Genomic DNA, 23,708 nt, shown 5'->3' with positions numbered 1-23,708 from the left:
AAAGCAGCGCTACAGTGCTGCGTTTGTGGCCTGTGGAAGTCGATCTTTGCCAGCCCTTGAAACATATCCAAGTCCCGTATGTCGCGAGCAATACGCACAACACGAAGAGCCCCACAAGAACACCCTTCTCATAGACAAAACGCAGCAGAAGGCTCCCGATCGCAATCGCATAGGTTGCTAAAGCTAGTGGTGACAGATGTGGGCCAATATCGGAGCGCATCAATCACCGATAGCACGCACCGATTGCTTGGCGGTTAAGATCCTCAAAATTCGAATTGCCAGCGCGCAGCCATAGGCCCTGAGATCCAGCGGCGATAATTTTTTCTAGATCAGGTGTTGAACTTGAACAGCAGGATGTCGCCGTCCTGGACGACATATTCCTTGCCTTCGTCACGCGCCTTGCCGGCTTCCTTGGCCGCCACTTCGCCGCCCAACGTGATGTAGTCGATATAGGCGATGGTCTGGGCGCGGATGAAGCCGCGTTCGAAATCGGTGTGGATGACACCGGCGGCTTGCGGGGCCTTGTCGCCCTTGTGGATGGTCCAGGCGCGCGTTTCCTTCGGCCCGACGGTGAAATAGGTGATCAGGTGCAACAGATCGTAGCCGGCGCGGATGACCTTGTTCAGTCCGGGTTCGTCGAGGCCGAGCGAGGACAGGAATTCCATCTCTTCCTCATCCGAGAGCTGGGCGACTTCGGCCTCGATCGCCGCCGAGATCACCACGGTGCCGGCGCCCTGCGCGGTGGCCATCTTTTCCACGGCTTGGGTGTGCTCGTTGCCGGTGGCGGCGTCGGCCTCGGCGACGTTGCAGACATAGAGCACGGGGTGCGAGGTCAGTAGGTTCAGCCCCTGCAGGATGCGCAAATCCTCCGCCGAGATGCCCTTGAGCAGGATGCGGGTCGGCTTGCCGGCCTGCAGCAGTTCGAGCGCGGCCTCCATCATCGGCAGGACGGTGGTCGCTTCCTTGTCCTTGGTCGAGGCGCGCTTGCGGATCTGGACGATGCGGCGCTCCAGGCTGTCGAGGTCGGCGAGCATCAGCTCGGTCTCGACCGTCTCGGCGTCGGCGACAGGGTCGATGCGGCCCTCGACATGGGTGATGTCGTCATCCTCGAAGCAGCGCAGCACATGCACGATGGCGTCGACTTCGCGGATGTTGGCGAGGAACTGGTTGCCCAGCCCTTCGCCCTTCGAGGCGCCGCGCACCAGGCCGGCGATGTCGACGAAGGAGATGCGGGTCGGAATGATCTCCTTCGACTTGCCGATCGCGGCGATCTTCTGCAGGCGCGGGTCGGGCACCGCAACTTCGCCAGTGTTCGGTTCGATGGTGCAGAACGGATAGTTGGCGGCCTGCGCCGCCGCCGTCCTGGTCAACGCGTTGAAAAGCGTCGACTTGCCGACGTTGGGCAAGCCAACGATGCCGCATTTGAAACCCATTGTGTCCAGTCCTATCGGGAAAAGCGAAATTTGATGAGGGCTATGGGCGATAGGGGTGATCAACGTCAAGCCCCGTAAGGCCGCATGCGTGCGCGCTCAGTCCTTGTTGCCGAACAGTTTCTTCAGCATGGCGGCCATCGGCCCGGATTCCGGCAGCTTGGCGGGCGCCTGCTGCGGGCGTGCCTGGCGGATGTGGCTCTGCTGTTTTGGAACCGGCTTTTGCGCCGGCTTTTCCGGCTCGGGCGCCGCCTTGCCCTGGACGGCGAGGGCGGCCTTGTTCATGAAGCCGGATTCGTCGCCCTTGACGATCATGGCGGCGTTGTCGGCGATCGCATCGAGCAAGGGATCGAGCCATTCGCGGTCGGCCTTGGCGAAATCGCCGAGTACGTGATGCTGGACCATTTCCTTGACGCCGGGATGGCCGACGCCGATGCGCACGCGGCGGTAGGCGTTGCCGATATGGCCGTCGATCGAGCGGATGCCGTTATGGCCGCCGGCGCCGCCGCCGGTCTTGATGCGCAGCTTGCCTTCGGCAAGATCGATCTCGTCATAGAAGACGGTGAGCGCGGAAAGGTCGAGCTTGTAGAAGCGCAGCGCTTCGCCGACCGACTGGCCGGACAGGTTCATGAAGGTCTGCGGCTTGATCAGGACGATCTTCTCGCCGCCGAGCGTGCCTTCTGAAATCAGGCCCTGGAATTTCTTTGACCAGGGCGAAAAGGAATGGCGGCGGGCGATAGCGTCCGCCGCCATGAAACCGACATTGTGCCGGTTGCCAGCGTATTTCGCGCCCGGATTGCCGAGTCCTGCAAACAGCAGCATCGTCAGCTCCGGGCGGAAAGGGATTACTTCTCTTCGGCGGCAGGAGCCGCTTCAGGTGCAGCCACTTCGACCGTCTCTTCCGTCTCCGGCTTCATTGCCGACGAGCCGGCAATGGTCGCGATGGTGAAGTCGCGATCGGAGATGACCGGCTTGACGCCGGCCGGCAGCTTGACCGCCGAGATGTGGATCGAGTCGCCGATGTTGGTGCCGGTGAGATCGACGGTGATGAATTCCGGGATCGCATTGGCCGGGCAGTGGAACTCGACTTCGTGACGCACGATGTTGAGCACGCCGCCGCGCTTGATGCCGGGCGACTTGTCCTCATTGATGAAGTGGACAGGCACGTCGACGTTGACTTCGGTGTCCTTGCCGATGCGCAGGAAGTCGACATGGACAGGGAAATCCTTGACCGGGTCGAGCTGGAAGTCCTTCGGCAGGACCTGGATCTTCTTGCCGTCGACATCGATCGTGGCGATCGTGGTCAGGAACCCGCCGCCATGGATCTTGTAGTAGATGTCCTTATAGGTGAGAGCGATTGCCAGGGGAGGCTGCTTGTCACCATAGATTACTGCAGGCACTTTACCGTTGCGGCGAACTGCACGGGCGGACCCCTTACCGACCTGTTCGCGTGCTTCGGCCTTGAGCTCGTAAGTGTCGTGGCTCATGGCATTTCCTTTCGGTTTGTTCTGGAGCGTTCGCGGCGGGCAATGCGCCTGGACCGTAAACGTCGAAAGCCGCCGGGTGAGGCGGCCTTCCGCCGCGTTGCCTCCAAGGGTGTCTACGCGGGTGGCGGCTCTATAGCGGAAGGCGGCCACAGGTGCAAGCGGTTGGGCTGGCCATGCCTGCGGGGGCACCAGCGATGGCAGGCATCATTGCCACGACATAAGTTTAGACAACCGGCGGCGGAGCTTTTGGGTCAACGTGCGTTTGGCTGGCGCTCGGGAACTGACCTGCACGCGCCAGTCCGGAATATCATTCTGGGATTGCGTGCCCGTCGCCCGAGCCTTCCGTGCCAGCCATGTCACGTCGACAGGCGCGCAGCCATTGGCCAGCAACCGGTTGGTGAGCATCTGCTCATTGAGAATAGCTCGGGCCTTGCTTTCGAAAAACGGCAGCGTTTCAGGCGTAAGATCGAACCTTGAATGCCAGACTGGCCCGTTGCCGGCTCCGTCGCCGGTGAGCCAACGCAGCAAAAACTGCTGATATCCTTGCGAGATCGCAGCGTCTTCACGGAAGGGCTGCCGGGGATTGCCGCTGAAAATCGGCGCGTTCCAGCTGACGCTTACCAGAGATCCCAGGCCGCTGAGTTGCCGCGGGTGCATCAGGATGAACGAACTGCGGAGCCAGGCCTGCGAAGGGATTCCGAAAATCGAGATGGCCTCGCCGTGAAAATCAATGCGGCCCAGCGCCCCTTGCAAGTCAAGCAACGACCGCAACAAGCCGCCATCCATCAATTTGAGATGGTCGGATGCGGATGCCGCGAAAGCCGAAGTGGCCAAGTGAACCAGATCATAGTGCTGAAGTTTGGCGCCGGTATGATTGATACCGCGGTCCCACGCGGAGAACTCCCAATCGTCGTTCGACGCGCCGATCAGTTCGACCCAGCAGTCGAGATCGGAGCCGTGACCGACTGGCAGCGAATTGTCGATCACCAGCAAGCGATGCGCAACGTCCGGCATCTGGTCAGCGAACATGGCGCGCAAGTCCTGCCATGCGGTCGGATACTTCTCGGTCCCGTGACGCGCCATCAGGGTCAAAACACGAAGCGGCTGCAAGTGCATGGCCGATCCAGGCGCGCCGCTTTCCGGCGTCAACGCCTTCTTCCCGTCAAGCGCGAGCGGATTTTTTTCAAGGTCTTTTTGAGACGGGATGGTGGCTTCGGTCGAACCTTCTGTCCGGCGGCTTGCGCCGACGTTTGACGGCGGTCGGACCTCAACGGGTCATGAAACGCTTCCATCTCCTTGCGGACGGCGGCGAATATTGCCGCTTCCTCGGGTCCACCGGGGGTCTCCCAGAGCTTCGCCCGTTCGGCAATATCGTAGGTTGCCTCCAATTCCGAGCAGACGGCGGCGAATGCCGCGTCGCCATCAAGGCCATCCTGTGCTTCCCATAGTTTCACCCGGTCCACTATATCGTAGACCGCCCGCAGCAGCGCGGTGGCGACAACGTAGTCCGACCGCGACCTGGACTGAGCCAGCCAGTACGCTATGCGCTTTTGCCCGAACGTCTCCAGGGGAGTGTTGGCGTCGAAGAACGAGACCCTGTCTCGCTCGCTCGTATACCGATTGGTTTTTTCAATCCATTGATGCGCATCCCGATGCGACAAATTGTGGATGCACACGCCTCCGTCATGCGGGACATCGCAGACCTCGCCCGTTATTCGTCCGACCTCTTCATGCAGGGTCGAAACGAATTCTGCCGCGCCGCGGCGAAAGGCGCGCACATTGTAGGACGGCCAGTAATAGGCGTTATCGTCGTGGCGTCCCATAATGTATTCGCGCTTGGGGAAGCGAAACACGCCAGCCGGGTAGGAGCCGGCATTCTCCCTTATCCAGCGAATGGCTTCGACGCTGAGGCATTCGTCATGATCCAGGTAGAGTATGAAGTCGTGCGAACAGGCGTCGTAGGCGACGAACCGCGTCTCGGTGGGCAATGGCGACCACGGCACGGAGATGACTTTGTCGGCAAAGCCGGCCGCAACAGCAGCGGAACCGTCGGTGGATGATTTGTCGACGACAATGAGCTCATCGACGAATCGCAATGAACGCAAGCAAGTCTTGAGAATTTCTCCACTGTTGTAGGTTATGACGAAGCCGCTTATCTTGGGGCTGTTGACACCCATACATCTCACCCTTGCCGAAGCATTACTCGCGCTATACCCTATAGCAGAATAGAGCGCCTGCAGGTCAACTCCCCGCGACTCTTCATGCTCAATTTCCTTCTGTGCCAGCCTGCACACTAGAGGGCGACCGACGGAAGCATTTCGATCCCAGTTGATGGCAAGTCCGCGCAACACGCGCCGCGATTGGCTGGCCCGCACTCGCCAAGCCATCGACGTTGCCGTGGCGCAATCTCAATCCGCTTTGGCGCTGCATGCTCCCGACGAAAAGGCGGCGCGATTGATTGATGTTGATCTTGGCTGCGCGAGCGCAGTTCAAGCATCGCCGGGGCTGTTCACCACGGTCGCTGTGCCCGGTCGGTCGGCTTGGGGTTCGCGGCATTCGAACGAGCCGGCCTCGGGGCGGCTGAATGCCATGCCGCCCCAGACCCGACCAAGCTCGTTAACTGAGCTGCCCTGCGGCCTGCGAGATGAGCTGGGTGATCTCGCGCGGGTGAGAAATCAGCGACAAATGGCTTGCCTTCACCTCGATGGTCTTGGCGTTCATGCGTTTGGCCATGAAGCGCTCGAGATCCGGGTTGATGGTGCGATCCTCGGTCGAGACGGCATACCAGCTTGGCTTCGAGCGCCAGGCGGCCTGGGTTGTCTTGCCGGAGAAAAGCGTGTCCGAGATCGGTCCCTGGACGGCATAGAGGATGCGCGCCTTCTCGCGCGAAATACCACCGGCGAAATCCCGCAGGAAAGCCTCTTCGCTGAGCTTGCCATAGCCTCCGGACCAGACAAGGCCCGCCGAGGCGGGCGGCGCCGCAAAAGTCTTGGCGAGCGCCGTGTAGTCTTCACCCGCATCCGGCGCGCGCGCCGCGACATAGACGAGCGAGCACACCTTCGGATCCATTCCCGCCTCGCTGACGATCATGCCGGCAAAGGAGTGTCCGACGAGGATCGTCGGTCCATCCTGGAGAGCGATCGCACGCCGTGTTGCCTCGACGCCCGCGTCCAGCGTGGTCAGCGGGTGCTGGACGACGGTTGCGTTGAAGCCGGCCTGCTGCAGCAGGCCAACCACCTCCGACCAGCACGAGCCATCCGCATAGGCGCCATGGACCAGGACGACATTGCGGATCTCGGGGCGGACCTCGGGGCGGACGTCGGGGCGAACCTTGGAGCCCGTCTGGGCTCGCGCCTTGGCGGAGCCGGCCAGGATGCTCGTCGCCACCCCGGCGACAAGCGCGGTGGAAAAAGTACGCCTATTCAACATGATCGTGGATTCCTTGAGGTGTTGGCGGATCGCGTCCAGACTTCAGCTAGGACACGCCGCAAATGCTTTGCCCGGCGCCTATGCCCAGTCTTCGCGGCTTACCGGGCCTGCGTTACAGCCGTCACCGCTTCGTGATCGCAAGCGGGCTCTCGCGGAACAACGTGGTCGTGGGTTAGAGACCCAGAGAAGCCTTAAAAGCCGCAAGCTCGTCGTCGGTGATGGCGACTACATGCTGCAGCTCGGGATAGGCGCCCGTCTTCACGTCGGAGATGAATTCGCGATAGGCGGCGATGCGCTCGCGCTGCAGCCGCTCATATTCGGCGGCGAAGTTGCGGTAGGTCTTGGCGTGGCGCGGTCTGTGGCCTGATGTGTGGCCAAGCACGTCCTCGCTGAACAGATACTGCGCGTCGGCATGCGGCCCGGCGCCCATGCCAAGCATGATCATCGGCGTGCTCTGGGTGATCAGTTCGGCGACCCGGTCGGGCACCACTTCCAGCTCGGCGCCGAAGCAGCCGATGGCCGCCAGGCGCTTGACGTGGTCCCACACCGCGCGTGCACTTTCGGCTGTCCTGCCGACGGCCTTGAAGCCGCCGGTCCAGGTGCATTGCGAGGGGATCAGGCCGACATGAGCGACGACCGGCACGGCGTTGTCGCAGAGCGTCTTCTGGATATCGAGCGAGGCGGCGCAGTAGAAGCAGTCGCCGCCGATGCGCATGAAGTGATAGGCGGTTTTCAGATAGTCCTCCGCTGTGACCAGATTGCCGGCGGGGCCATAGGGAAGCCCGACCTGCACGAAGCAGCGGCCGGCCGCCTCGCGCATCTCGGGTGAGAAGAAGCGGCCCTCGATCGACAGCATGTCGACGCCGGCAGCATCCGCCGCCGCCGCCTCTTCGAGCGAGGTGACATAGAGCATGGAAATCTTTTGTCCGCGGCTCTTCATGGCGCGGATGTCGGCGACGGTTGGACGAGTGCTCTTGGCGACCATTCTTGTTCCCTCAGACGGTGAAAGCTTCGCGGAAGGCCAGCAGGGCCGCCTCGGGATCACCTGAGGCGAACGCCTCCATGCCGACCGGCCCGCTGTAGCCCATGTCCCTCAACGCCCGGGCGATGCCCCGGTAATTGATCTCGCCGCTGCCGGGCTCCATGCGCCCGGGCACGTCGGCCACCTGGACCTCGCCGATCCATGGCAGGCAGGCGCGGCACAGTTCGATCAAATTCCCTTCGCCGATCTGCGCGTGGTAGAGATCGAGATTGAGACGCAGGCCCGGCCGGTTGACGCTCGACACCAGCGCTAGTGTGTCCTCCGCGCGTCCAAACGGCACGCCGGGATGGTCGACCGGCAGGTTCAAATTCTCCAGCGTGAAGGTCACGCCTTCGGCCTCGGCAAGGTCGGCGATGCGGTTCAGCGTCTCGCGCGCCTTGAGCCACATCGCGCCGGTGACGGTCTCGCACGGCGTGACCGGCAGGCCGCCATCGCCCAGCCCGGTGCCGTGCAGATTGAGCCGCGCGACCCCGAGGCGCTTGCCGACCGCCGCCGTCTCCTTCGCGGTCTTCAACAGTTCGGCGGCACCCTCGTCATCGGCAAGCCGGCCGCGCAAATAGCCGTTCATGATCGAGAAGGTCGCGCCGGATCTTTCCAGCATAGCAAGGTCATGGTCCGGCCAGTTCCAGAGGCCGACCTGAAAACCCATTTCGGTCAGGCGCTTGACGCGCCATTCCATCGGTCGGTCGCGCCAGAGCATTTCGACGCAAGCCGCAAGCGTAAATGTATCGGACATGTCAGACCTCGATGTACACGCGGCCGTCCTCGACCTTCGTGGTGTAGGTTTTCAGGTTCACGCAGACCGGTGCGCGCAGCGCTTCGCCGGTCCGGTAATCGAACACGCCGTTGTGCTTCGGGCATTCGATCCTGTGTTCCATAACCAACCCGTCGCTCAGATGCACCTTCTCATGCGTGCATAGCCCGTCGGTGCAGAAGAAGGCATCGTCGGGGCTGCGGTAGATGGCGAATGTCCGGCCTTCGTGATCGAAACGGATGACGTCCTCTTCCTCGATGTCATCGGTCGCGCACGCGTTGATCCATTTCGCCATTGTCACTCTGCCGTCTGTCTTTGGTTGGTTGAAAAAGGCGGCCGGCGGACCACGCATTCCGCCGGCCGTACAGGAAGATGCCCGGGAGGAGGAGATGGGCGTCTTCACTGGTCACGCATGGCTCGCGCCCTGCGACGCATACCCGTTGTCAGCCGCCGAGAAGCTCTCGATCTCCGCTTCGAGCTCGGCCATCTGCTCGCCGCCCGCCATCAGGTCGGTGATCGCCTCGCGGCTTTTCTCGCCCTTGCGGAAGTCGGCGGCCTTGGCGCCTCTGATGAGGACGGCAAAGTGGTCGCCGACGGTCAGCGCATGGACGACATTGTGGGTGATGAAGATCACCGCGATGCCCTTGCGGCGCGCCTGCAGCACAATGCGCAGCACGTGCGCCGCCTCCTTGACGCCAAGTGCGGCGGTCGGCTCGTCGAGGATCAGCACGCTGGCGCCGAAATGCACGGCGCGCGCGATCGCCAGCGCCTGGCGTTCGCCTCCGGACAGTCCGCCGACCAGGCGGTCGCCATCGTCGATGCGGGTGATGCCGAGCTGGCGCATCTCGGTGACGGCGATCTCGTTGGCCCGTTTGCGATCGTAGATGGTCAGCGGCCCCCAGCGCCGCGTCGGCTCGGCGCCGACGAAGAAAGAGCGGCCGATGCTCATCAGCGGGAATGTCCCGCCGAACTGGTGGACGGTGGCGATGCCATGGTCGCTGGCATCACGCGGACTGTCGAAGGCGACGGATTGGCCGTCCATTTCCATCGTGCCCGATGTCGGCTTGTGGACACCGGAGAGGATCTTGATCAGCGTCGACTTGCCGGCGCCGTTGTCGCCGAGCAGGCACAGCACCTCGCCTCTGTTGACCTCGAGCGAGATGTCGTGGAGCACGTCGATAGGACCGAACGACTTGTTGAGTCCGGTCAACCTGAGCAGGGGCGGTGTCATCAGCGAGCCCTCGATTTGGCACGTGGTGCGTAGGTGAGCGCCATGGTGCGGAAGGTGTTGTTCATCAGCACGGCCGCCAGCAGCAGGACGCCGATGATCAGGCTTGCCCAGTTGGCGTCGAAGCCGGTGTAGAAAATGCCCTGGTTGACGATGGCGAAGGTCAGCGTGCCCAAGACGATGCCGACCACCGAACCATAGCCGCCTGTCAGCAGCACGCCGCCGATGACCACCGCGATGATAGAGTTGAAGATGAAGGACTGGCCGGCGGCCACCTGGGCGCTGTTGTAGAGGATGGCTTGCGACATGCCGACGAAGGCGGCGCACAGGCCGCTGCTCATGAACAGCGCGATGGTCACCTGGTCGGTCGGGATGCCGGCGTTGCGGGCGCTGACGGCGTCACCGCCCATGGCCAGGATCCAGTTGCCGAAGCGCGAGAAATTCAGGATGAAGCCGACGATCAGGATGGCGGCGATCCACCAGAACAGCGTCACCTCGAACTTGCCGCCGAGATAGTCGCCGAACAAGAGCTTGGCGGTGGGGCCGCTCTTCAGCGCGACGCTGGTGCTGCCGGACAGGATGACCGAGAGGCCGAGCGTCAAGCCGGCGAGCGCAAACAGCGTGGCGAGCGTGACGACGAAGGACGGCACCTTGGTGCGGATCACCAGCACGCCATTGACGAAGCCGACGGCGAGCCCAAGGCCGAGCGCGGCGAGGATGCCGACGATGATCGGCAGGCCGTAATGGCCCGACAGGATGGCGATGGTCATCGAACTGGCGGGGACCATCGAGCCGACGGAGAGATCGAGATGCCCGGCGATCATCAGCAGGCCGATCGGAAGCGCGATGATGCCGAGTTCCGAGGCGACGTTGAGCCAGCTCGCTGCACCGCCGGCCGACATGAAATTGGCGCCGCCGAAGATCGAGAAGAACACCAGCACGGCGATCATGCCGATCAGCGAGCCGACTTCTGGGCGGCGCACGAGGCTGCCGATCGAGGGCATCGAAGAGTGCGGCGCGGGCGGCGCGGTGGCTGCCACGGCGGATTGGTGATGGGCTTGGGATGTCATCGAAATGTCCCTGGCTTGAACAATGGGAGCCTGGCGTGGCCAGTCATCGGCGGCGCGTGGCAGATGATGTCCGGCCCACGGATGGGCCGGACATTCTGTCTGCAGAAGCTAGCGAGCGCCGGCCGCGGCACCCGCCATCGTCGCGTCGACATTGGCGGCGTCGACGATTCCCGGTCCGGTCAGCACCGGTTTGGTCGGCAGGTCGAGCCCGTAATTGACGAAGCCGTTCAGCAGCGACACGGCGAGATAGCCCTGCAGATAGGGCTGCTGGTCGACCGCGAACATCTGCGTGCCAGCCTTGATGCGCTGCAGGCCGGTCTCGTCCATGTCGAACGAAGCGAGCTTGACCTTGTCGCCGGCATTGGCCTGGCTGATGGCGTTGGCGGCGCTGTTGGCGTCGCCGGCGCTGATGGTGATGACACCGTCGATGGTGTTGTCCTTCAGCACGGCGGCCTTGATCGCCTCGGCGACCGCGGTCGGGTTGCCGAAGCTGGACGAGGGCAGCGGCAGCTGGCTGGATTTGCCGCCGCTCTTGGCGATGGCGTCGGCAATGCCCTTGCAGCGGTCTTCGGTGTTGGTGGCGCCCGGCAAGGTGTTGACGCACAACACGTTCTTGGAGCCATGGCTGCCGTAATAGGCGCCGCCGCCGAGGCCAGCCGCGTATTCTTCATTGCCGACATAGTTCATGGCGCCGAGCCGCTTGGCCGCGCCCATGCCGCCGGAATTGTAGATGATGAGCGGTACGCCGGCTGCAACGACTTCCTTGAAGGCATCATCCATGGCCTCCGGCACCCAGTCGGGGCCGACAATGGCGCTCGGCTTCTGGCTGAGCGCGGTGCGGATCAGCTTGGCCGCGTCGGGACCGAGATTGTCGTAGTTCTGCGGGCCGAGCCAGGTGACCGAGCCGCCGGTCAGTTCGGCGACCTTGCCGGCATCGTCGGCGCCCTTCTTGACCTTCGACCAGAACGGGTCGTCGGCCTTGCCGCCGATGACAAAGATCTTCGCCCCGTCAGCCATTGCCGAGGTGGCAGATGTCGCCGCCACGCCCGCAAGCATGATCGCCGTCAGCAGTTTCGTGATCGTTTTCATTTCATTTCCTCCCGGTTGCCGTCGTCAGACGGGTTTAGAAAAAATCGAATTCATCCGCAGGCGCACCTCTCCCGTTGCGCGTTGCGTCATGTGATCAATGGTTCGCCGCGGCTTTGGCGTTCATGCGTTCCTTCTTTTTCTGGAAGCGGGCGTCCATCTTGGCTTCGCCCTCCCTGGTGCCGTCGTGCCAGGTGCCGAACCAGCGATCGAGCGGGATCAACCCGTCGCCGCCATAATTCACCTCGAAATATTTGTGGTGCAGGTAATGCGCGTAGGCGTGGCTATCGACGGCCTTGTCGTCGGTCACTTCCAGCTTGTCGAAGCCGAGATGGCCATTGACGGCGCCGAAGCCGGCAACATGCAGCTGGAACAGCGCGACGATCGGATTGGACGGGATGACCAGGTGCCAGAAGGCGACCGCGTGGTAGAGGAACCCTTCCACCGGATGCATCGACAGCGACGACCAGGGCGAGGGGTTGATCGAATTGTGGTGGACCGAATGGATCCAGCGATAGAGCGGACCCCAATGGATCAGGCGGTGGATGAAGAAGAAATGCACCTCGTGGATGGCCGGCGCGACCAGCACCAGTGCGGCGAGGTAGACCGGATGATCCGACCAGCCGACCCAAGGCACGTAGCCATTGGCAAAACACCAGAGGAAGACGACTTCGACCACGGTCCACAGCGGGATGGTGACGAAGAACGAGCGCAGGAAGTTGTCGAGGTTCTGGCTCTGGAACCAGAACACGTCGGAGGGCGCATCGCCGGGGAATTTGTGGTTGTATTTGAACCGCGTCGCCTGGGTGCGCTTGATGTAATAGCGCAGCTCGAAGATGCCGTAGAAGATCAGGATCGCGGCGGCATTGACGGCGTAGAGCCACAGCGCCCAGCCCCAGCTGATCGTCTTCATCGTCTCGACGCCAGGCACGACATAGAACCAGTAGAGCAGCGCCGTGGCCATGTGGAAGGCATTCCACGGCCAGATATAGCCGGGCAGCCATGCCAGGATCTTCGGCAGCCTGGGCGGCCAGTTCCACAACGGCGCGCCCTCGATGCGTCCGTTCGGCTTCCAGTCGCCGCGCTTGTCGCGCACGCCGTATTTGAGATCGTCCATGCAATCCTCCACCCGCAATGCCGCACCCGTTACGCCTTGGGATGGACCGCACGCGCGCGCTGCCTCACACCGCCTGTGAGCGGTGGGCGAAAACCCGTCTGCGCTGTGCTGTTGCTATCCCTGGGCTGGCGGTGCGTCCGCCTTGCTTGCTTTTGATGAGATAAACATCTTGATCCAAAATGAATCAAGAATAGAATGTTTGTTCCAAATGGATTGTGTCATTCATATCAATCTGGCTTAATGAATGATATTTTCGTATCAATTGCACCAGGCGGATGAGACGAAATGGATCAGAACAAGCGGCCGACGATCAGGGATGTCGCCGCCGAGGCGAATGTTTCGGTGGCCACCGTCAACCGGGTGCTGAGCGGCGCCGGCGCCGTTCGCCAGGGCACGCGCGAGCGCGTCAGGCTGGCGGCCGAGCAGATCGGCTTCTACGGCATGGGCGCGCTGCGCAGCCGCATAGCGGCCGCAAGGCCGCACTATCGCTTTGGCTTCCTGCTGCACCAGCCGGGCCGCGCCTTCTACCGCAACATCGCCGAGGCGCTGCGCGCGGTGGCGCCGGCCATGCCCGACTGCGAGATCGAGCTGCGCATCGAGTTTCTCGACGATCTGTCGCCGCAGAACGTTGGAGCGCGCCTGCTGGCGCTCGGCGCCGAATGCGACGCCGTCGGCGTTGTCGCCGCCGTCCATCCGCTGGTCACCCAGGCGGTCGACGCGCTGCAGGCCCGCAACGTGCCGGTGTTTGCGCTGATCTCGCAGATCTCGGCGACGGGTCAGGTTCATTATATCGGGCTGGACGGCTGGAAGGTCGGGCGCACGGCGGCCTGGGTGTTCGAGCATGTCTGCAAGGCGCCCGGCAAGCTCGGCATCCTCGTCGGCAATCACCGCTATCGCTGCCAGGAGATGAATGAAAGCGGCTTCCGCTCCTATTTCCGTGAGCATGCGCCTGATTTCACGTTGCTCGAGCCGCTGCTGACCTTCGAATCCAGCGCCATCGCGCAGGAGATGACCGAGAAGCTGCTGAACGAAAACCCGGATCTGTCCGGGCTTTATGTCGCCGGTGGCGGTATCACCGGCACCATTGCCGCGCTGCGCTCCACCGGCCGCGCCGGAAGCGTCGTCGTCGTCGGCTACGAACTGATGGAGTCGACCCGTCCGGCGCTGCTCGACGGCACGCTGACCTTCATCATTTCGCACCCGCTCGCCCGTATCGCCAAGGAAGCGCTGAGCGGCATGGTGCGCGCTGTCGCCAGCCCCAATGAGGGCGGCAACTTCACCACCATCGTGCCGTTCGAAATTTATACGCGGGAGAATATCTGACTGGTGGTTGCGACGCCGAGGCGACTGCGGTTGCGGCACAGGCGCTGGGGAGCGCCTGGCATCGGCTACTCCTGATTGCCGCTCAGCGCGTTACGCAGCGCCTGGATCTGGCGGTTCAGCGCATCAAGTTCAGCCAGCGTCATGCCAGAGCGCTCGATCAAGGTCTCGTTGAGGCAGTTGCACTGGACCAGCAGCGCGCGACCGGCTGATGTCAGGTCGACCTGCACCTGGCGCTCGTCGGTCTGGCTGCGCTGGCGGGTGACCAGACCGGCCTGTTCCATCCGCTTCACCAGCGGTGTGATGGTGCTCGATTCCAAAGCGAGCCGGTGCGCGATCGTGCCGACCGACATGCCGTCGGCCTCGGCAAGCGCGTTGAGCACGAGATATTGCGGATAGGTGATCCCCATCTCGTCCAGCATCGGCTTGTAGGTGCGGTTGATCGCCATCGAGGTGGCGTAGAGCGTGAAGCAGAGCTGATTGTCCAACGGGAGAGGCACGACGCATTCCTTGTTTGCCACGCAGGGCCTTGTTTGCCGACGTAGGAATTCGATACCACGAAAAATGATATCGCGATATATATTTTTTTGTAGACAAGGCCTTCGACCTGCATTAGCTATATTGGTATCGCGATATTGTTTATCGCGAAAACAATCAGAGGAGATTGAGATGGCTTCGCAGACAAAGTCGGGCTCCGGCAGCGGCACGATCACCACCAAGGACGGCACGCAGATTTTCTACAAGGACTGGGGAACCGGTCAGCCCATCGTCTTCCATCATGGCTGGCCGTTGAGCAGCGACGACTGGGACGCCCAGATGCTGTTCTTCCTGGCACAAGGCTACCGCGTCATCGCCCATGACCGGCGCGGCCATGGCCGTTCGACCCAGACGGATATCGGCAACGAGATGGACACTTATGCCGCCGATATGGCGGAACTTGCCGCGCATCTCGACCTCAAGAACGCCATCCATGTCGGCCATTCGACCGGCGGCGGCGAAGTGGCGCGTTATGTCGCGAAATACGGCTCAGGCGGTCGCGTCGCCAAGGCGGTGCTGATCGGGGCGGTGCCGCCGATCATGCTCAAGACAGCTGCCAATCCCGGCGGCCTGCCGATCGAGGTCTTTGATGATTTCCGCGCCGCCCAGGCGGCCAACCGGGCCCAGTTCTTCCGCGACGTTCCTGCCGGTCCGTTCTACGGCTTCAACCGTCCGGGTGCCGAGGTCTCGCAGGGCGTCATCGACAATTGGTGGCGCCAGGGCATGATGGGCGGCACCAAGGCGCATTATGATTGCATCAAGGCGTTCTCGGAAACCGACTTCACCGAGGATCTGAAGGCGATCGATGTGCCGGTGCTGGTCATGCATGGCGACGACGACCAGATCGTTCCCATCGCCGATTCGGCGCTGCTGTCGATCAAGCTGCTCAAGAAGGGCGAGCTCAAGGTCTACAAGGGCTTTCCGCACGGTATGGCGACAACCCATGCCGATATCATCAACGCCGACCTGCTGGCCTTCTTCAAGGCGTAATTGCCCGGGGACGGCAGAGAAAAGAATCGCACCCGCCGGCTGGCGGGTGCTTTTTTGTATCAGTTCAGGGTCAGCCGAATTTAAGCGGTCGCCTGAGCCTTTCGGGCTTCCTTCATGTTCGGCAGGAACACGGTCAGCAGTCCCAGGAACGGCAAATACGAGCAGATCTGGAAGACGAAATCGATGCCCTTCATGTCGGCGACGACGCCGAGCACGGCAGCCGCGATGCCGCCCATGCCGAAGGCGAAGCCGAAGAAGATCCCGGCGATCATGCCGACGCGGCCCGGCACCAGTTCCTGCGCGAAGACGACGATGTTGGAGAAGGCCGACGACAGGATCAGCCCGATCAGCACGGTCAGCACCATGGTCCATTCCAGGTTGGCATAGGGCAGCGCCAGCGTGAAGGGCAGCACGCCGACGATCGAGAACCAGATCATTGCCTTCTGTCCGTAGCGGTCGCCGAACGGGCCGCCGAGCAGGATGCCGAGCGCCGAGGCGCCGAGGAACAGGAACAGCATGATCTGCGACATCTGCACCGACACCCCGAACTTATGGATGGAGTAGAAGGTGTAGTAGCTGGCGAGGCTGGCGATGTAGGCGTTCTTGCTCAGTACCAGCAAGGTCAGCACGATCAACGCGTTCATCACCTTGCGGCGCGGGAAGGGCGAGACGAAGCTTGCCGCCTTGCGGGTGCCTTGCGCGGCGCGCAGCCGGCTGTACCAGCCGCCGACCTGCCACAAAACGACAATGCCGATCAGCGAGCCGACGGCGAACCAGGCGATGCTGGTCTGGCCGAAGGGCACGACGATGAAGGCGGCCAGCAGCGGCCCCATCGACTGGCCGAAATTGCCGCCGACCTGGAACAGCGACTGCGCCAGGCCAAACCGGCCGCCCGAGGCGAAGCGTGCGATGCGCGAGGATTCCGGATGGAAGATCGCCGAGCCGATGCCGATCAGAGAGGCGCCGATCAGCAGCAGATAGTAGTGCCCGGCATAGGCCAGCACGACCAGGCCGATCAGCGACGAGGCCATGCCGTAGGGCAGGGAATAGGGCATCGGCCGCTTGTCGGTGATCATGCCGATCACCGGCTGCAGCAGCGAGGCGGTCACCTGGAAGGTGAAGGTCAACAGGCCGATCTGCCAGAAATCGAGGCCGTAATTCTCTTTCAGCAAGGGATAAATGGCCGATAGCAGCGACTGCATGATGTCGTTGATGCAGTGGCAGAAGCTCACCGCCAGGATGACGGTGAAGGCCGTCGCCTGGGCGGAAGTGTGACTGGCGGGCGCTGGTGGCGCGACGCTGGCGGCTGTCGTATCGGTCAAGGATGGCTCCGTGGTCTTTTTGGCGGGCACGCCCGCAGGCAATCTGGCGGTGCGGCCGCCTTAGGGACGGTTGCCTTATAGGCTGCTTGCCGTGCGACTTCTTTCGTGGTTTGGTCCAATAGTTTCGCAAGTGGGCCATAGCCGATGCCACATGGCAGGGAAATCTTTCGTGCCGGCAATGCCGATCTTGGCCAATTGCATGAGAGTCGCTGGCAATGGCTGGAGGAGGTCGCCGGGCCGGCAGTGGCTTTGCCTACCGAATATCCCGATGGCTACCATGTGCCGCAACACCGCCACAGCCGCAGCCAGTTGCTGCACGCGCTGGTCGGCGTCGTGCTGGTGACGACGCGGCACGGGCGCTGGATGGTGCCGCCAGACCACGCAATGTGGATTCCGGCCGGCACGGAGCATTCCGTCGAGATGCTGGGCGATGTCTCGATGCGCTCGGTCTATGTCATGCCGGGCGCGATTCCCGGCCTGCCGGAAGGCTTGCGCGTCGTCGGCGTCACCGAATTGATGCACAGCCTGATCGTGGAATCGGAGAAACTGCCGCAAGGCGGCGAGTTGCAAGGGCGCGGCGGGCTGATCATGAACCTGTTGCTGCATGAAATCCCGACCTTGCCGGAACGGCCGCTCGGCCTGCCATTCCCGTCAGATCCGAGGCTGGCGATACTGTGCCGTCGCTTTGTCGCGGCACCTTCGCCACATGCGACGATCGACGAATGGGCGGATGCCGCCGGCATGAGCCGGCGCTCGTTCACGCGCGCCTTCCAGCGCCAGACCGGCCTGTCGCTGTCGACATGGCGCCAGCAGGCCTGCCTGTTCGCGGCGCTGCCGCGGCTCGCCGATGGCGAGCCGATCACCCGGGTGGCGCTCGACTTGGGCTATGACAGCGTGCCGGCCTTCATCACCATGTTCAAGCGCATGCTGGGCTCCTCGCCGCGCGGCTATATGAGTGGCACGCGCGATGGCGGCGAAAGCTCGCGGCGAGCGGCACCCGATGCAGGAACCAGATTGCTGCCGTCAGGGGTTTAGTCGAACAGGCTCGACACCGATTCCTCGGTCGCCGTGCGCGAGATCGCTTCGCCCATCAGGTCGGCGATCGAGATGACGCGGATGTTGGGGGCGTCGAGGACGCCCTGCGTCGGCTGGATGGAATCGGTGATCACCAGTTCCTGCAGCTTCGAGCCGCTGATGCGGGCGACAGCGCCGCCCGACAGCACGCCGTGGGTGATATAGGCGGTGACGCTGGTGGCGCCATTGGCCAGCAGCGCATCGGCGGCATTGCACAGCGTGCCGCCGGAATCGACGATGTCGTCGATCAGCAGGCAATCCTTGCCGGCGACCGCGCCGATGATATTCATGACTTCCGATTCGCCCGGGCGTTCACGGCGCTTGTCGACGATGGCGAGTTGCGCATCGAAGCGCTTGGCCAGCGCACGCGCGCGCACCACACCGCCAATATCGGGCGATACCACCACGACATTGCCGAGCTGTTTGTATTTCGCCTTCACGTCGCGGGCCATCACCGGCACCGAGAACAGATTGTCGGTCGGGATATCGAAGAAACCCTGGATCTGGCCGGCATGGAGGTCCAGCGTCAGAACCCGGTCGACGCCGGCGCGGGTGATCATGTTGGCGACCAGCTTGGCCGAGATCGGCGTGCGGCCCGAGGCGCGGCGATCCTGCCTGGCATAGCCGAAATAGGGAATCACCGCCGTGATGCGCTTGGCCGAGGAGCGCATGAAGGCGTCGATCATGATGAGCAGTTCCATCAAATGATCGTTGGTCGGGAACGAGGTCGACTGCAGGATGAAGACGTCCTCGCCGCGCACGTTTTCCTGGATTTCGACGAAGATTTCCTGGTCGGCGAAGCGCCTGACACTGGCCTTGCCCAGCGGGACATTGAGATAACGGGCGACCGCTTCGGCCAGCACCCGGTTGGAATTGCCCGCGAAGAGTTTCATGCACCGTTCCTGGTGGAGGATAGCGAGACCTCACGGACTCGCCTGCGCCCGTTAACCGGGCTTTTAGCGGCCCGCGCCGGTATTGCAAGCGCCGAGATCGGGAATCCGCCGGCTAAACTCAAGAAAGGTTCGTGCCATCGCCGAGAGGCAACACTCCAGCACGCCTTGCTAACCCGCCTTGCCGCCGAGAAATGCCGCGAACTGGTCGATGGTCTGGTCGGCGATCGCCTGCATGGTGGCAGACGAGACATCCTTCCAGCTGTCGGCGCCCCCGCCATTGCCAGCCGATGGCGCCTTCATTTGGCCGTTGATGCGATGCAGGCGGTTGCCGGCGGGATCGTAGACGTCCCAGACATAGATGACGGTGGTGTCCTTGCCTTCCGAAATCGCCGAGAAATAGCCCTTCAGCACATGCGTCGCGGTCTGGTCGGCGCTGCCGGCAAGCGTGATGCCACGCTGCTTGGCGCGCGTCTGCAATTCCGCCGTCAGCGGTGTAGCGGCCTCCACCGAAGCGCCGACGATCGGCGCGATCTGCAGCCGGGTCTTCGACAGAATGGCGGCGCTCTGGGCCGAAGTGAGCGGCGCGGTGGTGGTGGCCGGCGCGGCTGGTGACGTTGCGGGAACCGTGGCCGCCGTGCTGCCCGGTGCTGCCGGCGCCGAGGTCGCCGGCGGGGTGATGGCGGAAGGTTCGAGAACGTCCTTTGCGTTGGTGCAGGAGGCAAGAGCCAATGCCACAAGCAATGACACGGTCGTCACATGCGATCGTCTCATTTGCCTTCTAACTCCTTGGCGAAGAACGCCTCCCATTATGGATTCACTGTACGATCAAGTCGAGATCATGGCGGGACAGCGGCTTCGGCTGGGATTCGGTGGTCAGGTAGGTGCGGCCAAGCGTCATTGCCGTCTCGGTCTCGGAATCCATGATGATCATATGGGCGAACAGCGTCATGTGCGGCGCGATCGGCTCGGGATTGCCCTGATAGAACATCGGCATGTCCATCCAGGACGGCGTGAAGCGAGCGCCGACGGAGTAGCCGCAGGCGTTCAGCCGGTGCTTGGTCAGGCCGTGCGTCTCCATGGTGCGGGCGTGCGCATCGAAGACATCGCCAAATGTATTGCCCGGCGCCATCGCCTTTTCGACCGCGAGAAGGGCGGCACGCGCGGCGTCGAACAGTTCCTGATGGCGCTTCGACACCTTGCCGGTCAGCACCGTGCGCATCATCGGCGCGTGGTAGTGATGGAAGACACCGGCCCATTCGAGCGTCAGCTGGTCGTTCTTGGTGAGCTTGCGGCGGCCCGCCTTGTAGCGGCAGAGCAGGGCATCGACGCCGGAGCCGATGATGAACTCGTTGGCCGGATAGTCGCCGCCGCCGGCAAAGACCGCGCCCTGCATGGCGGCAAGGATCAGCGCCTCGTCGCCGCCCTGCTTGATTAGCGGCAGCGCCGCGTCGAGCGCGTCGTCGGAGAGGTTGGCGGCCTTCTCGGCCTTGGCGATCTCGGCCGGGCTCTTGAACAGGCGCAGGCGGCCGACGATGCCGGATGCGTCGGCGATCTGGCCAAATGTCTGCAATTGCTCGTCCAGCCGGCGGCCATTGTAGGCGGTCAGGCCGTGGGTGTCGTATTCGACGCCGATGCGGGCGCCGAGCAGGTCGAGGTCGTTGAGCAGATTGCGCAGGTCGACCGCCGGGTTGGCGCCGTTGCGGTCGGTCCACAGCACGATGTTGTCGATGATCGAGGTGTGGCGTGCCTGGCGCAGGTCGGCCGAGCGAGTCAAAAGCACCATCGAGCCGTCGGCCTTCACCACCAGGCACTGGAAGAAGCAGAAGCCGAACGTATCGTAGCCGGTCAGCCAGTACATGCTCTCCTGCGCGAACAGCAGGATGGCGTCGAGCTTCTTCTCGGCCATCTCGATCATCAGGCGGTCGCGCCGCGCGTCAAATTCCGATCGTTCAAAATGCAGCGCCATTATACCTTCTCCAAAACGATGGCCGAAACCTGCCGGCCGTAATCGGGCTCCTTGCGGTGCGTGGTGCGCCGGTAGGAGTAAAACAGATCTGCCTCGGCATAGGTGCAGCGGCCGAGGGCCTCGGCGGTTACGCCGGCCTTGGTCAGCCGGTCGACCGTGTAGCGGTTGAGATCGAACATGGCATGGCCTGATGTGGCGGAGGGCGCGAAGTAGCCGATGTTTTCGGCGTCGGCCTCGACGAAGCGGGCAACGAATTCCGGCCCGACCTCGTAATTGTCGGGGCCGATCGAGGGGCCGAGCACCGCAACGATGTTTTCGCGCCGGGCACCCAGGCTTTCCATGGCGGCAATGGTGTTTTCCAGCACGCCCGTAAAAGCGCCTTTCCAGCCGGCATGCGCCGCGCCGATGATGCGCGCCCCGGCATCGGCGAACAGCACCGGGCCGCAGTCGGCGGTCGAGGCGCCGATGGCGACGCCCGGGCGGTCGGTGACGATGGCGTCGGCCTTCGGACGTTCGCCGGCAAAAGGTTCCCTGGCGACGACGACGTCAGGGGAATGGATCTGCCAGGCGGTCAACAGATGGCTCGCCGGCACGCCCATCCAGGCGGCGACACGGGCGCGGTTCTCGGCCACCAGAGCCTTGTCGTCATCCGATCCGGTGCCGATGTTGAGGCCCTGGTAGATGCCGGTCGAGACGCCGCCGGTGCGGGTGAAATAGCCGTGGCGGATGCCTTGTGCCTGCGCCTTGTCCAGCAGCGGCGACCGAACGGGATCCGGTTTGGTCTGATTCAGCATGCGGGCGTTGTTGTCCGTGTGGGCGGTTTCGTCAAGAAAAAGTCCGGAAGCGAGGTGGCCGGCGGTTCGGCCGCTCTTTTGCCGGAGGGAGATTGGGAGAGGCAGCGGTGAAAAGTCAATCCGCCGTGGCAAAGGGCCGGATCGGCACACCGCGCGGCAACACGGCGAGCACCTTGAACAGCTCGCCCATGGCTTGCGGTCCGGCAAGGCGCTCGACATCGCTGGTGATCTTGTCGCGGGCCGCCTGGCTGGCATCGGCGCCAAGCCGGCCGGCGCGCTCGAGAATGCCCATGCCGAGCAGGAAATTGCCTTGCGTCGACAGATGGGCGTCGAGACCATGCGCGCGCGCGGTGGCGGCAAGGGCGGCGAAATCGACATGCGAGGTGAGGTCGGCTTCGCCGGGATTGGCCAGCACATCTTCGTGATTGTGCCGGCGCAAGGCCTGCAGCGTGTCGCCGACACCCGGCTGGAGATGGCCATAGTCGAGAAACAGCCCGGCGCCGCCATGGCGGGCCATGCGCTCGGCGATGGCCGCCATCAGCGCGGTGCGGGCGGGCGCCACCTCGACGATCGCGCCTTGCGGCGCTTCAGCCGCGTCGACGGGCAGCAGTGTCGGGTCGACCGAGCCGGCGCCGGCGTAGAAACAAAGGGCATTCTCGTCGTCCAGGCCGACCATGCGCTCGCGCCAGCCCGTACCGGTGCGGACGAACTGGCGGATCGGCACGGCGTCGAACAATTCGTTGCCGACGATGAGCAGCGGCTGATCGGGCAAGGTCTCGATGGTCTCGTGCCAGCGAACCGCGAAAGGTGTCGCGCCTAGCGTCTGCTTTTGGACTTCCGCCAGGCGCGGGCTGGTCTCGATCATGGCGAAGGCGGCACCATTGGTCAGATCAGGATCGAGCCGGGACAGGGTGCGCAGCATGTCCTTCATCAGTGTGCCGCGGCCCGGGCCGATCTCGGCGATGGTGACCGGCATCGGTTTGCCCGTGGCCAGCCACGCCTGGTAGAGCCAGACGGCGACGAGTTCGCCGAACATCTGGCTGATCTCCGGCGCGGTGACGAAATCGCCGGCGGCGCCGAACGGCTCGCGCGTCGTGTAGTAGCCGTCCGCGGGGTCGAACAGGCACAGCGCCATGTATTCGTTGACGGGAAGGGGGCCGAGCGCCTCGATCAGGTCGACGATGCGGGTCTTCAGCCGCGTCATGTCGCCTGTGGCTGCGCTTGCGTCACCGGCTTGGCCGTCGCCATCGCCCAGATGCCGGCCAGCACCATCGGCGTCGACAGGATCATGCCCATGGTCAGCCAGTTGGTGCCGAGGAGATAGCCGAGCTGCTGGTCGGGTTCACGGAAGAACTCGACGAAGATGCGCGACAGGCCATAGCCGCAGATGAAGGCACCGCCGACGAAGCGCGGCGTCTTCAGCTTAAAGCGCGAATGGGTGAGGATGCGCAGCACGATAAACAGCACGATGCCTTCGAGGAAGGCTTCGTAAAGCTGGCTCGGATGGCGGGTGAACGGTCCGCCATTGGGGAATTCGATTCCCCAGGGCACATCGGTCGGTCGGCCCCAAAGCTCGGAATTGATGAAGTTGGCGACGCGCACGAGGCCCAGCCCAACCGGCACGCCGGCGGCCACGACATCGAACAACGACCAGGTGCGGATGCCGCGTTTGATGGAAAACAGCGTCATGGCGAGGATGACGCCGAGCAGGCCGCCATGGAACGACATGCCGCCTTGCCAGACGGCGAAGATGTCGAGCGGGTGCGCGATGTAGCGCGCCAAATCGTAGAACAGCACATAGCCGGTGCGGCCGCCGAGCACGACGCCGATCGCCGCCCAGACGATGAAATCGTCGAGGTCCTCCGGTTTCATCGGCAGGATGCCGTCGGGCCACAGTTTCGGGTTGGCGGCGAGACGTTTGGCGTACCACCAGGCAAACAGGATGCCGACGATATAGCCGACGCCGTACCAGTGCACCGCCAGCGGCCCGATCTGGATGAGGATCGGGTTGATGTTGGGGAAGGGCAGCGAGGCCAGCGGCAGCAGGAAATATTCGTTCAACGGGGAGCTCTCGGTTGCGGTCGCGTTCGGGCGCGGACCATGCGGCAGGGTTTTGGCAGGGTCAAGGCAAGCTGGTCGCCGTCAAGTGTCGCGACGGATCCCCATCGC

24 protein-coding genes are annotated in these 23,708 nt (G+C 63.3%); 3 read left to right on the top strand and 21 right to left on the bottom strand.

The genetic code is table 11. The features are described from left to right. Positions 1–329: 329 nt before the first annotated feature. From ychF to AC1D05_RS23365, 13 genes are all read right to left on the bottom strand, one after another. Entirely contained in the window at positions 330–1,433 is a 1,104-nt protein-coding gene (gene ychF, locus AC1D05_RS23425) for a redox-regulated ATPase YchF (RefSeq protein ID WP_477444121.1), read from the bottom strand. 96 nt (positions 1,434–1,529) lie between these two features. Then, the gene (pth, locus tag AC1D05_RS23420; RefSeq protein WP_477444120.1) at positions 1,530–2,252 is read right to left on the bottom strand and encodes an aminoacyl-tRNA hydrolase; all 723 of its coding nucleotides are present in this window, start codon (positions 2,250–2,252) and stop codon (positions 1,530–1,532) included. Between the two features lie 23 nt (positions 2,253–2,275). Continuing rightward, positions 2,276–2,917: a 50S ribosomal protein L25/general stress protein Ctc gene (locus AC1D05_RS23415; protein WP_477444119.1), complete on the bottom strand. Its 642-nt coding sequence runs from the start codon at positions 2,915–2,917 to the stop codon at positions 2,276–2,278. A 204-nt stretch (positions 2,918–3,121) separates the two neighbouring features. Beyond that, on the bottom strand, positions 3,122–4,066 hold the full coding sequence (locus AC1D05_RS23410) for a hypothetical protein (protein ID WP_477444118.1): 945 nt from the start codon (positions 4,064–4,066) through the stop codon (positions 3,122–3,124). After that, the gene (locus AC1D05_RS23405) at positions 4,063–5,094 is read right to left on the bottom strand and encodes a glycosyltransferase (RefSeq protein ID WP_477444117.1); all 1,032 of its coding nucleotides are present in this window, start codon (positions 5,092–5,094) and stop codon (positions 4,063–4,065) included. The genes AC1D05_RS23410 and AC1D05_RS23405 overlap by 4 nt, the downstream gene beginning before the upstream one ends. Positions 5,095–5,533: 439 nt before the next feature. After that, positions 5,534–6,349, bottom strand: a complete 816-nt coding sequence (locus tag AC1D05_RS23400; RefSeq protein ID WP_477444216.1) for an alpha/beta fold hydrolase — start codon at positions 6,347–6,349, stop codon at positions 5,534–5,536. Between the two features lie 169 nt (positions 6,350–6,518). Next, positions 6,519–7,331, bottom strand: a complete 813-nt coding sequence (locus AC1D05_RS23395) for a 3-methyl-2-oxobutanoate hydroxymethyltransferase (protein WP_477444116.1) — start codon at positions 7,329–7,331, stop codon at positions 6,519–6,521. 10 nt (positions 7,332–7,341) lie between these two features. Then, positions 7,342–8,124, bottom strand: coding sequence for a TIM barrel protein (locus tag AC1D05_RS23390; protein ID WP_477444115.1), 783 nt, complete (start codon positions 8,122–8,124; stop codon positions 7,342–7,344). A gap of 1 nt (position 8,125) precedes the next feature. Beyond that, complete coding sequence (locus AC1D05_RS23385; protein ID WP_477444114.1) at positions 8,126–8,437, bottom strand: MocE family 2Fe-2S type ferredoxin; 312 nt, start codon at positions 8,435–8,437, stop codon at positions 8,126–8,128. A 111-nt stretch (positions 8,438–8,548) separates the two neighbouring features. Continuing rightward, positions 8,549–9,373: an ATP-binding cassette domain-containing protein gene (locus AC1D05_RS23380; RefSeq protein ID WP_477444113.1), complete on the bottom strand. Its 825-nt coding sequence runs from the start codon at positions 9,371–9,373 to the stop codon at positions 8,549–8,551. Then, positions 9,373–10,374, bottom strand: a complete 1,002-nt coding sequence (locus AC1D05_RS23375; RefSeq protein WP_477444215.1) for an ABC transporter permease — start codon at positions 10,372–10,374, stop codon at positions 9,373–9,375. The genes AC1D05_RS23380 and AC1D05_RS23375 overlap by 1 nt, the downstream gene beginning before the upstream one ends. A gap of 174 nt (positions 10,375–10,548) precedes the next feature. Further along, positions 10,549–11,529 carry a sugar ABC transporter substrate-binding protein gene (locus AC1D05_RS23370; protein ID WP_477444112.1) on the bottom strand — a complete coding sequence of 327 codons (981 nt, stop codon included), beginning with the start codon at positions 11,527–11,529 and terminating at the stop codon, positions 10,549–10,551. A gap of 94 nt (positions 11,530–11,623) precedes the next feature. Next, the gene (locus tag AC1D05_RS23365) at positions 11,624–12,643 is read right to left on the bottom strand and encodes a sterol desaturase family protein (protein WP_477444111.1); all 1,020 of its coding nucleotides are present in this window, start codon (positions 12,641–12,643) and stop codon (positions 11,624–11,626) included. 285 nt (positions 12,644–12,928) lie between these two features. Between AC1D05_RS23365 and AC1D05_RS23360 the strand changes: the two genes are divergently transcribed. After that, positions 12,929–13,966, top strand: coding sequence for a LacI family DNA-binding transcriptional regulator (locus AC1D05_RS23360; RefSeq protein ID WP_477444110.1), 1,038 nt, complete (start codon positions 12,929–12,931; stop codon positions 13,964–13,966). 65 nt (positions 13,967–14,031) lie between these two features. On the opposite strand, the gene AC1D05_RS23355 is transcribed toward AC1D05_RS23360, so the two are convergent. Next, on the bottom strand, positions 14,032–14,463 hold the full coding sequence (locus tag AC1D05_RS23355; RefSeq protein ID WP_477444109.1) for a MarR family winged helix-turn-helix transcriptional regulator: 432 nt from the start codon (positions 14,461–14,463) through the stop codon (positions 14,032–14,034). Between the two features lie 169 nt (positions 14,464–14,632). Here AC1D05_RS23355 and AC1D05_RS23350 point away from each other — a divergent pair, with 169 nt between their 5' ends. Next, positions 14,633–15,490, top strand: coding sequence for an alpha/beta fold hydrolase (locus AC1D05_RS23350; protein ID WP_477444108.1), 858 nt, complete (start codon positions 14,633–14,635; stop codon positions 15,488–15,490). Between the two features lie 80 nt (positions 15,491–15,570). On the opposite strand, the gene AC1D05_RS23345 is transcribed toward AC1D05_RS23350, so the two are convergent. Next, positions 15,571–16,812 (bottom strand): MFS transporter, encoded by a 1,242-nt coding sequence (locus tag AC1D05_RS23345; RefSeq protein WP_477444107.1) that lies wholly within the window; start codon positions 16,810–16,812, stop codon positions 15,571–15,573. A gap of 144 nt (positions 16,813–16,956) precedes the next feature. Between AC1D05_RS23345 and AC1D05_RS23340 the strand changes: the two genes are divergently transcribed. After that, complete coding sequence (locus AC1D05_RS23340) at positions 16,957–17,847, top strand: AraC family transcriptional regulator (protein ID WP_477444106.1); 891 nt, start codon at positions 16,957–16,959, stop codon at positions 17,845–17,847. Here the strand turns inward: AC1D05_RS23340 and AC1D05_RS23335 are convergent. From AC1D05_RS23335 to lgt, 6 genes are all read right to left on the bottom strand, one after another. Next, the gene (locus AC1D05_RS23335; RefSeq protein WP_015316090.1) at positions 17,844–18,779 is read right to left on the bottom strand and encodes a ribose-phosphate pyrophosphokinase; all 936 of its coding nucleotides are present in this window, start codon (positions 18,777–18,779) and stop codon (positions 17,844–17,846) included. The genes AC1D05_RS23340 and AC1D05_RS23335 overlap by 4 nt on opposite strands. 168 nt (positions 18,780–18,947) lie before the next feature. Continuing rightward, on the bottom strand, positions 18,948–19,550 hold the full coding sequence (locus AC1D05_RS23330; RefSeq protein ID WP_477444105.1) for a hypothetical protein: 603 nt from the start codon (positions 19,548–19,550) through the stop codon (positions 18,948–18,950). 43 nt (positions 19,551–19,593) lie between these two features. Then, entirely contained in the window at positions 19,594–20,745 is a 1,152-nt protein-coding gene (locus AC1D05_RS23325) for a M24 family metallopeptidase (RefSeq protein ID WP_477444104.1), read from the bottom strand. Then, the gene (pgeF, locus tag AC1D05_RS23320) at positions 20,745–21,539 is read right to left on the bottom strand and encodes a peptidoglycan editing factor PgeF (RefSeq protein WP_477444103.1); all 795 of its coding nucleotides are present in this window, start codon (positions 21,537–21,539) and stop codon (positions 20,745–20,747) included. The genes AC1D05_RS23325 and pgeF overlap by 1 nt, the downstream gene beginning before the upstream one ends. A gap of 115 nt (positions 21,540–21,654) precedes the next feature. After that, complete coding sequence (locus tag AC1D05_RS23315) at positions 21,655–22,743, bottom strand: class I SAM-dependent methyltransferase (RefSeq protein ID WP_477444102.1); 1,089 nt, start codon at positions 22,741–22,743, stop codon at positions 21,655–21,657. Then, entirely contained in the window at positions 22,740–23,600 is an 861-nt protein-coding gene (gene lgt, locus AC1D05_RS23310; RefSeq protein WP_477444101.1) for a prolipoprotein diacylglyceryl transferase, read from the bottom strand. The genes AC1D05_RS23315 and lgt overlap by 4 nt, the downstream gene beginning before the upstream one ends. Between the last annotated feature and the right edge of the window lie 108 nt (positions 23,601–23,708).

Source organism: Mesorhizobium sp. P2_E9, assembly GCF_056403815.1.
This window is presented reverse-complemented; position numbering and strand designations above follow the sequence as displayed.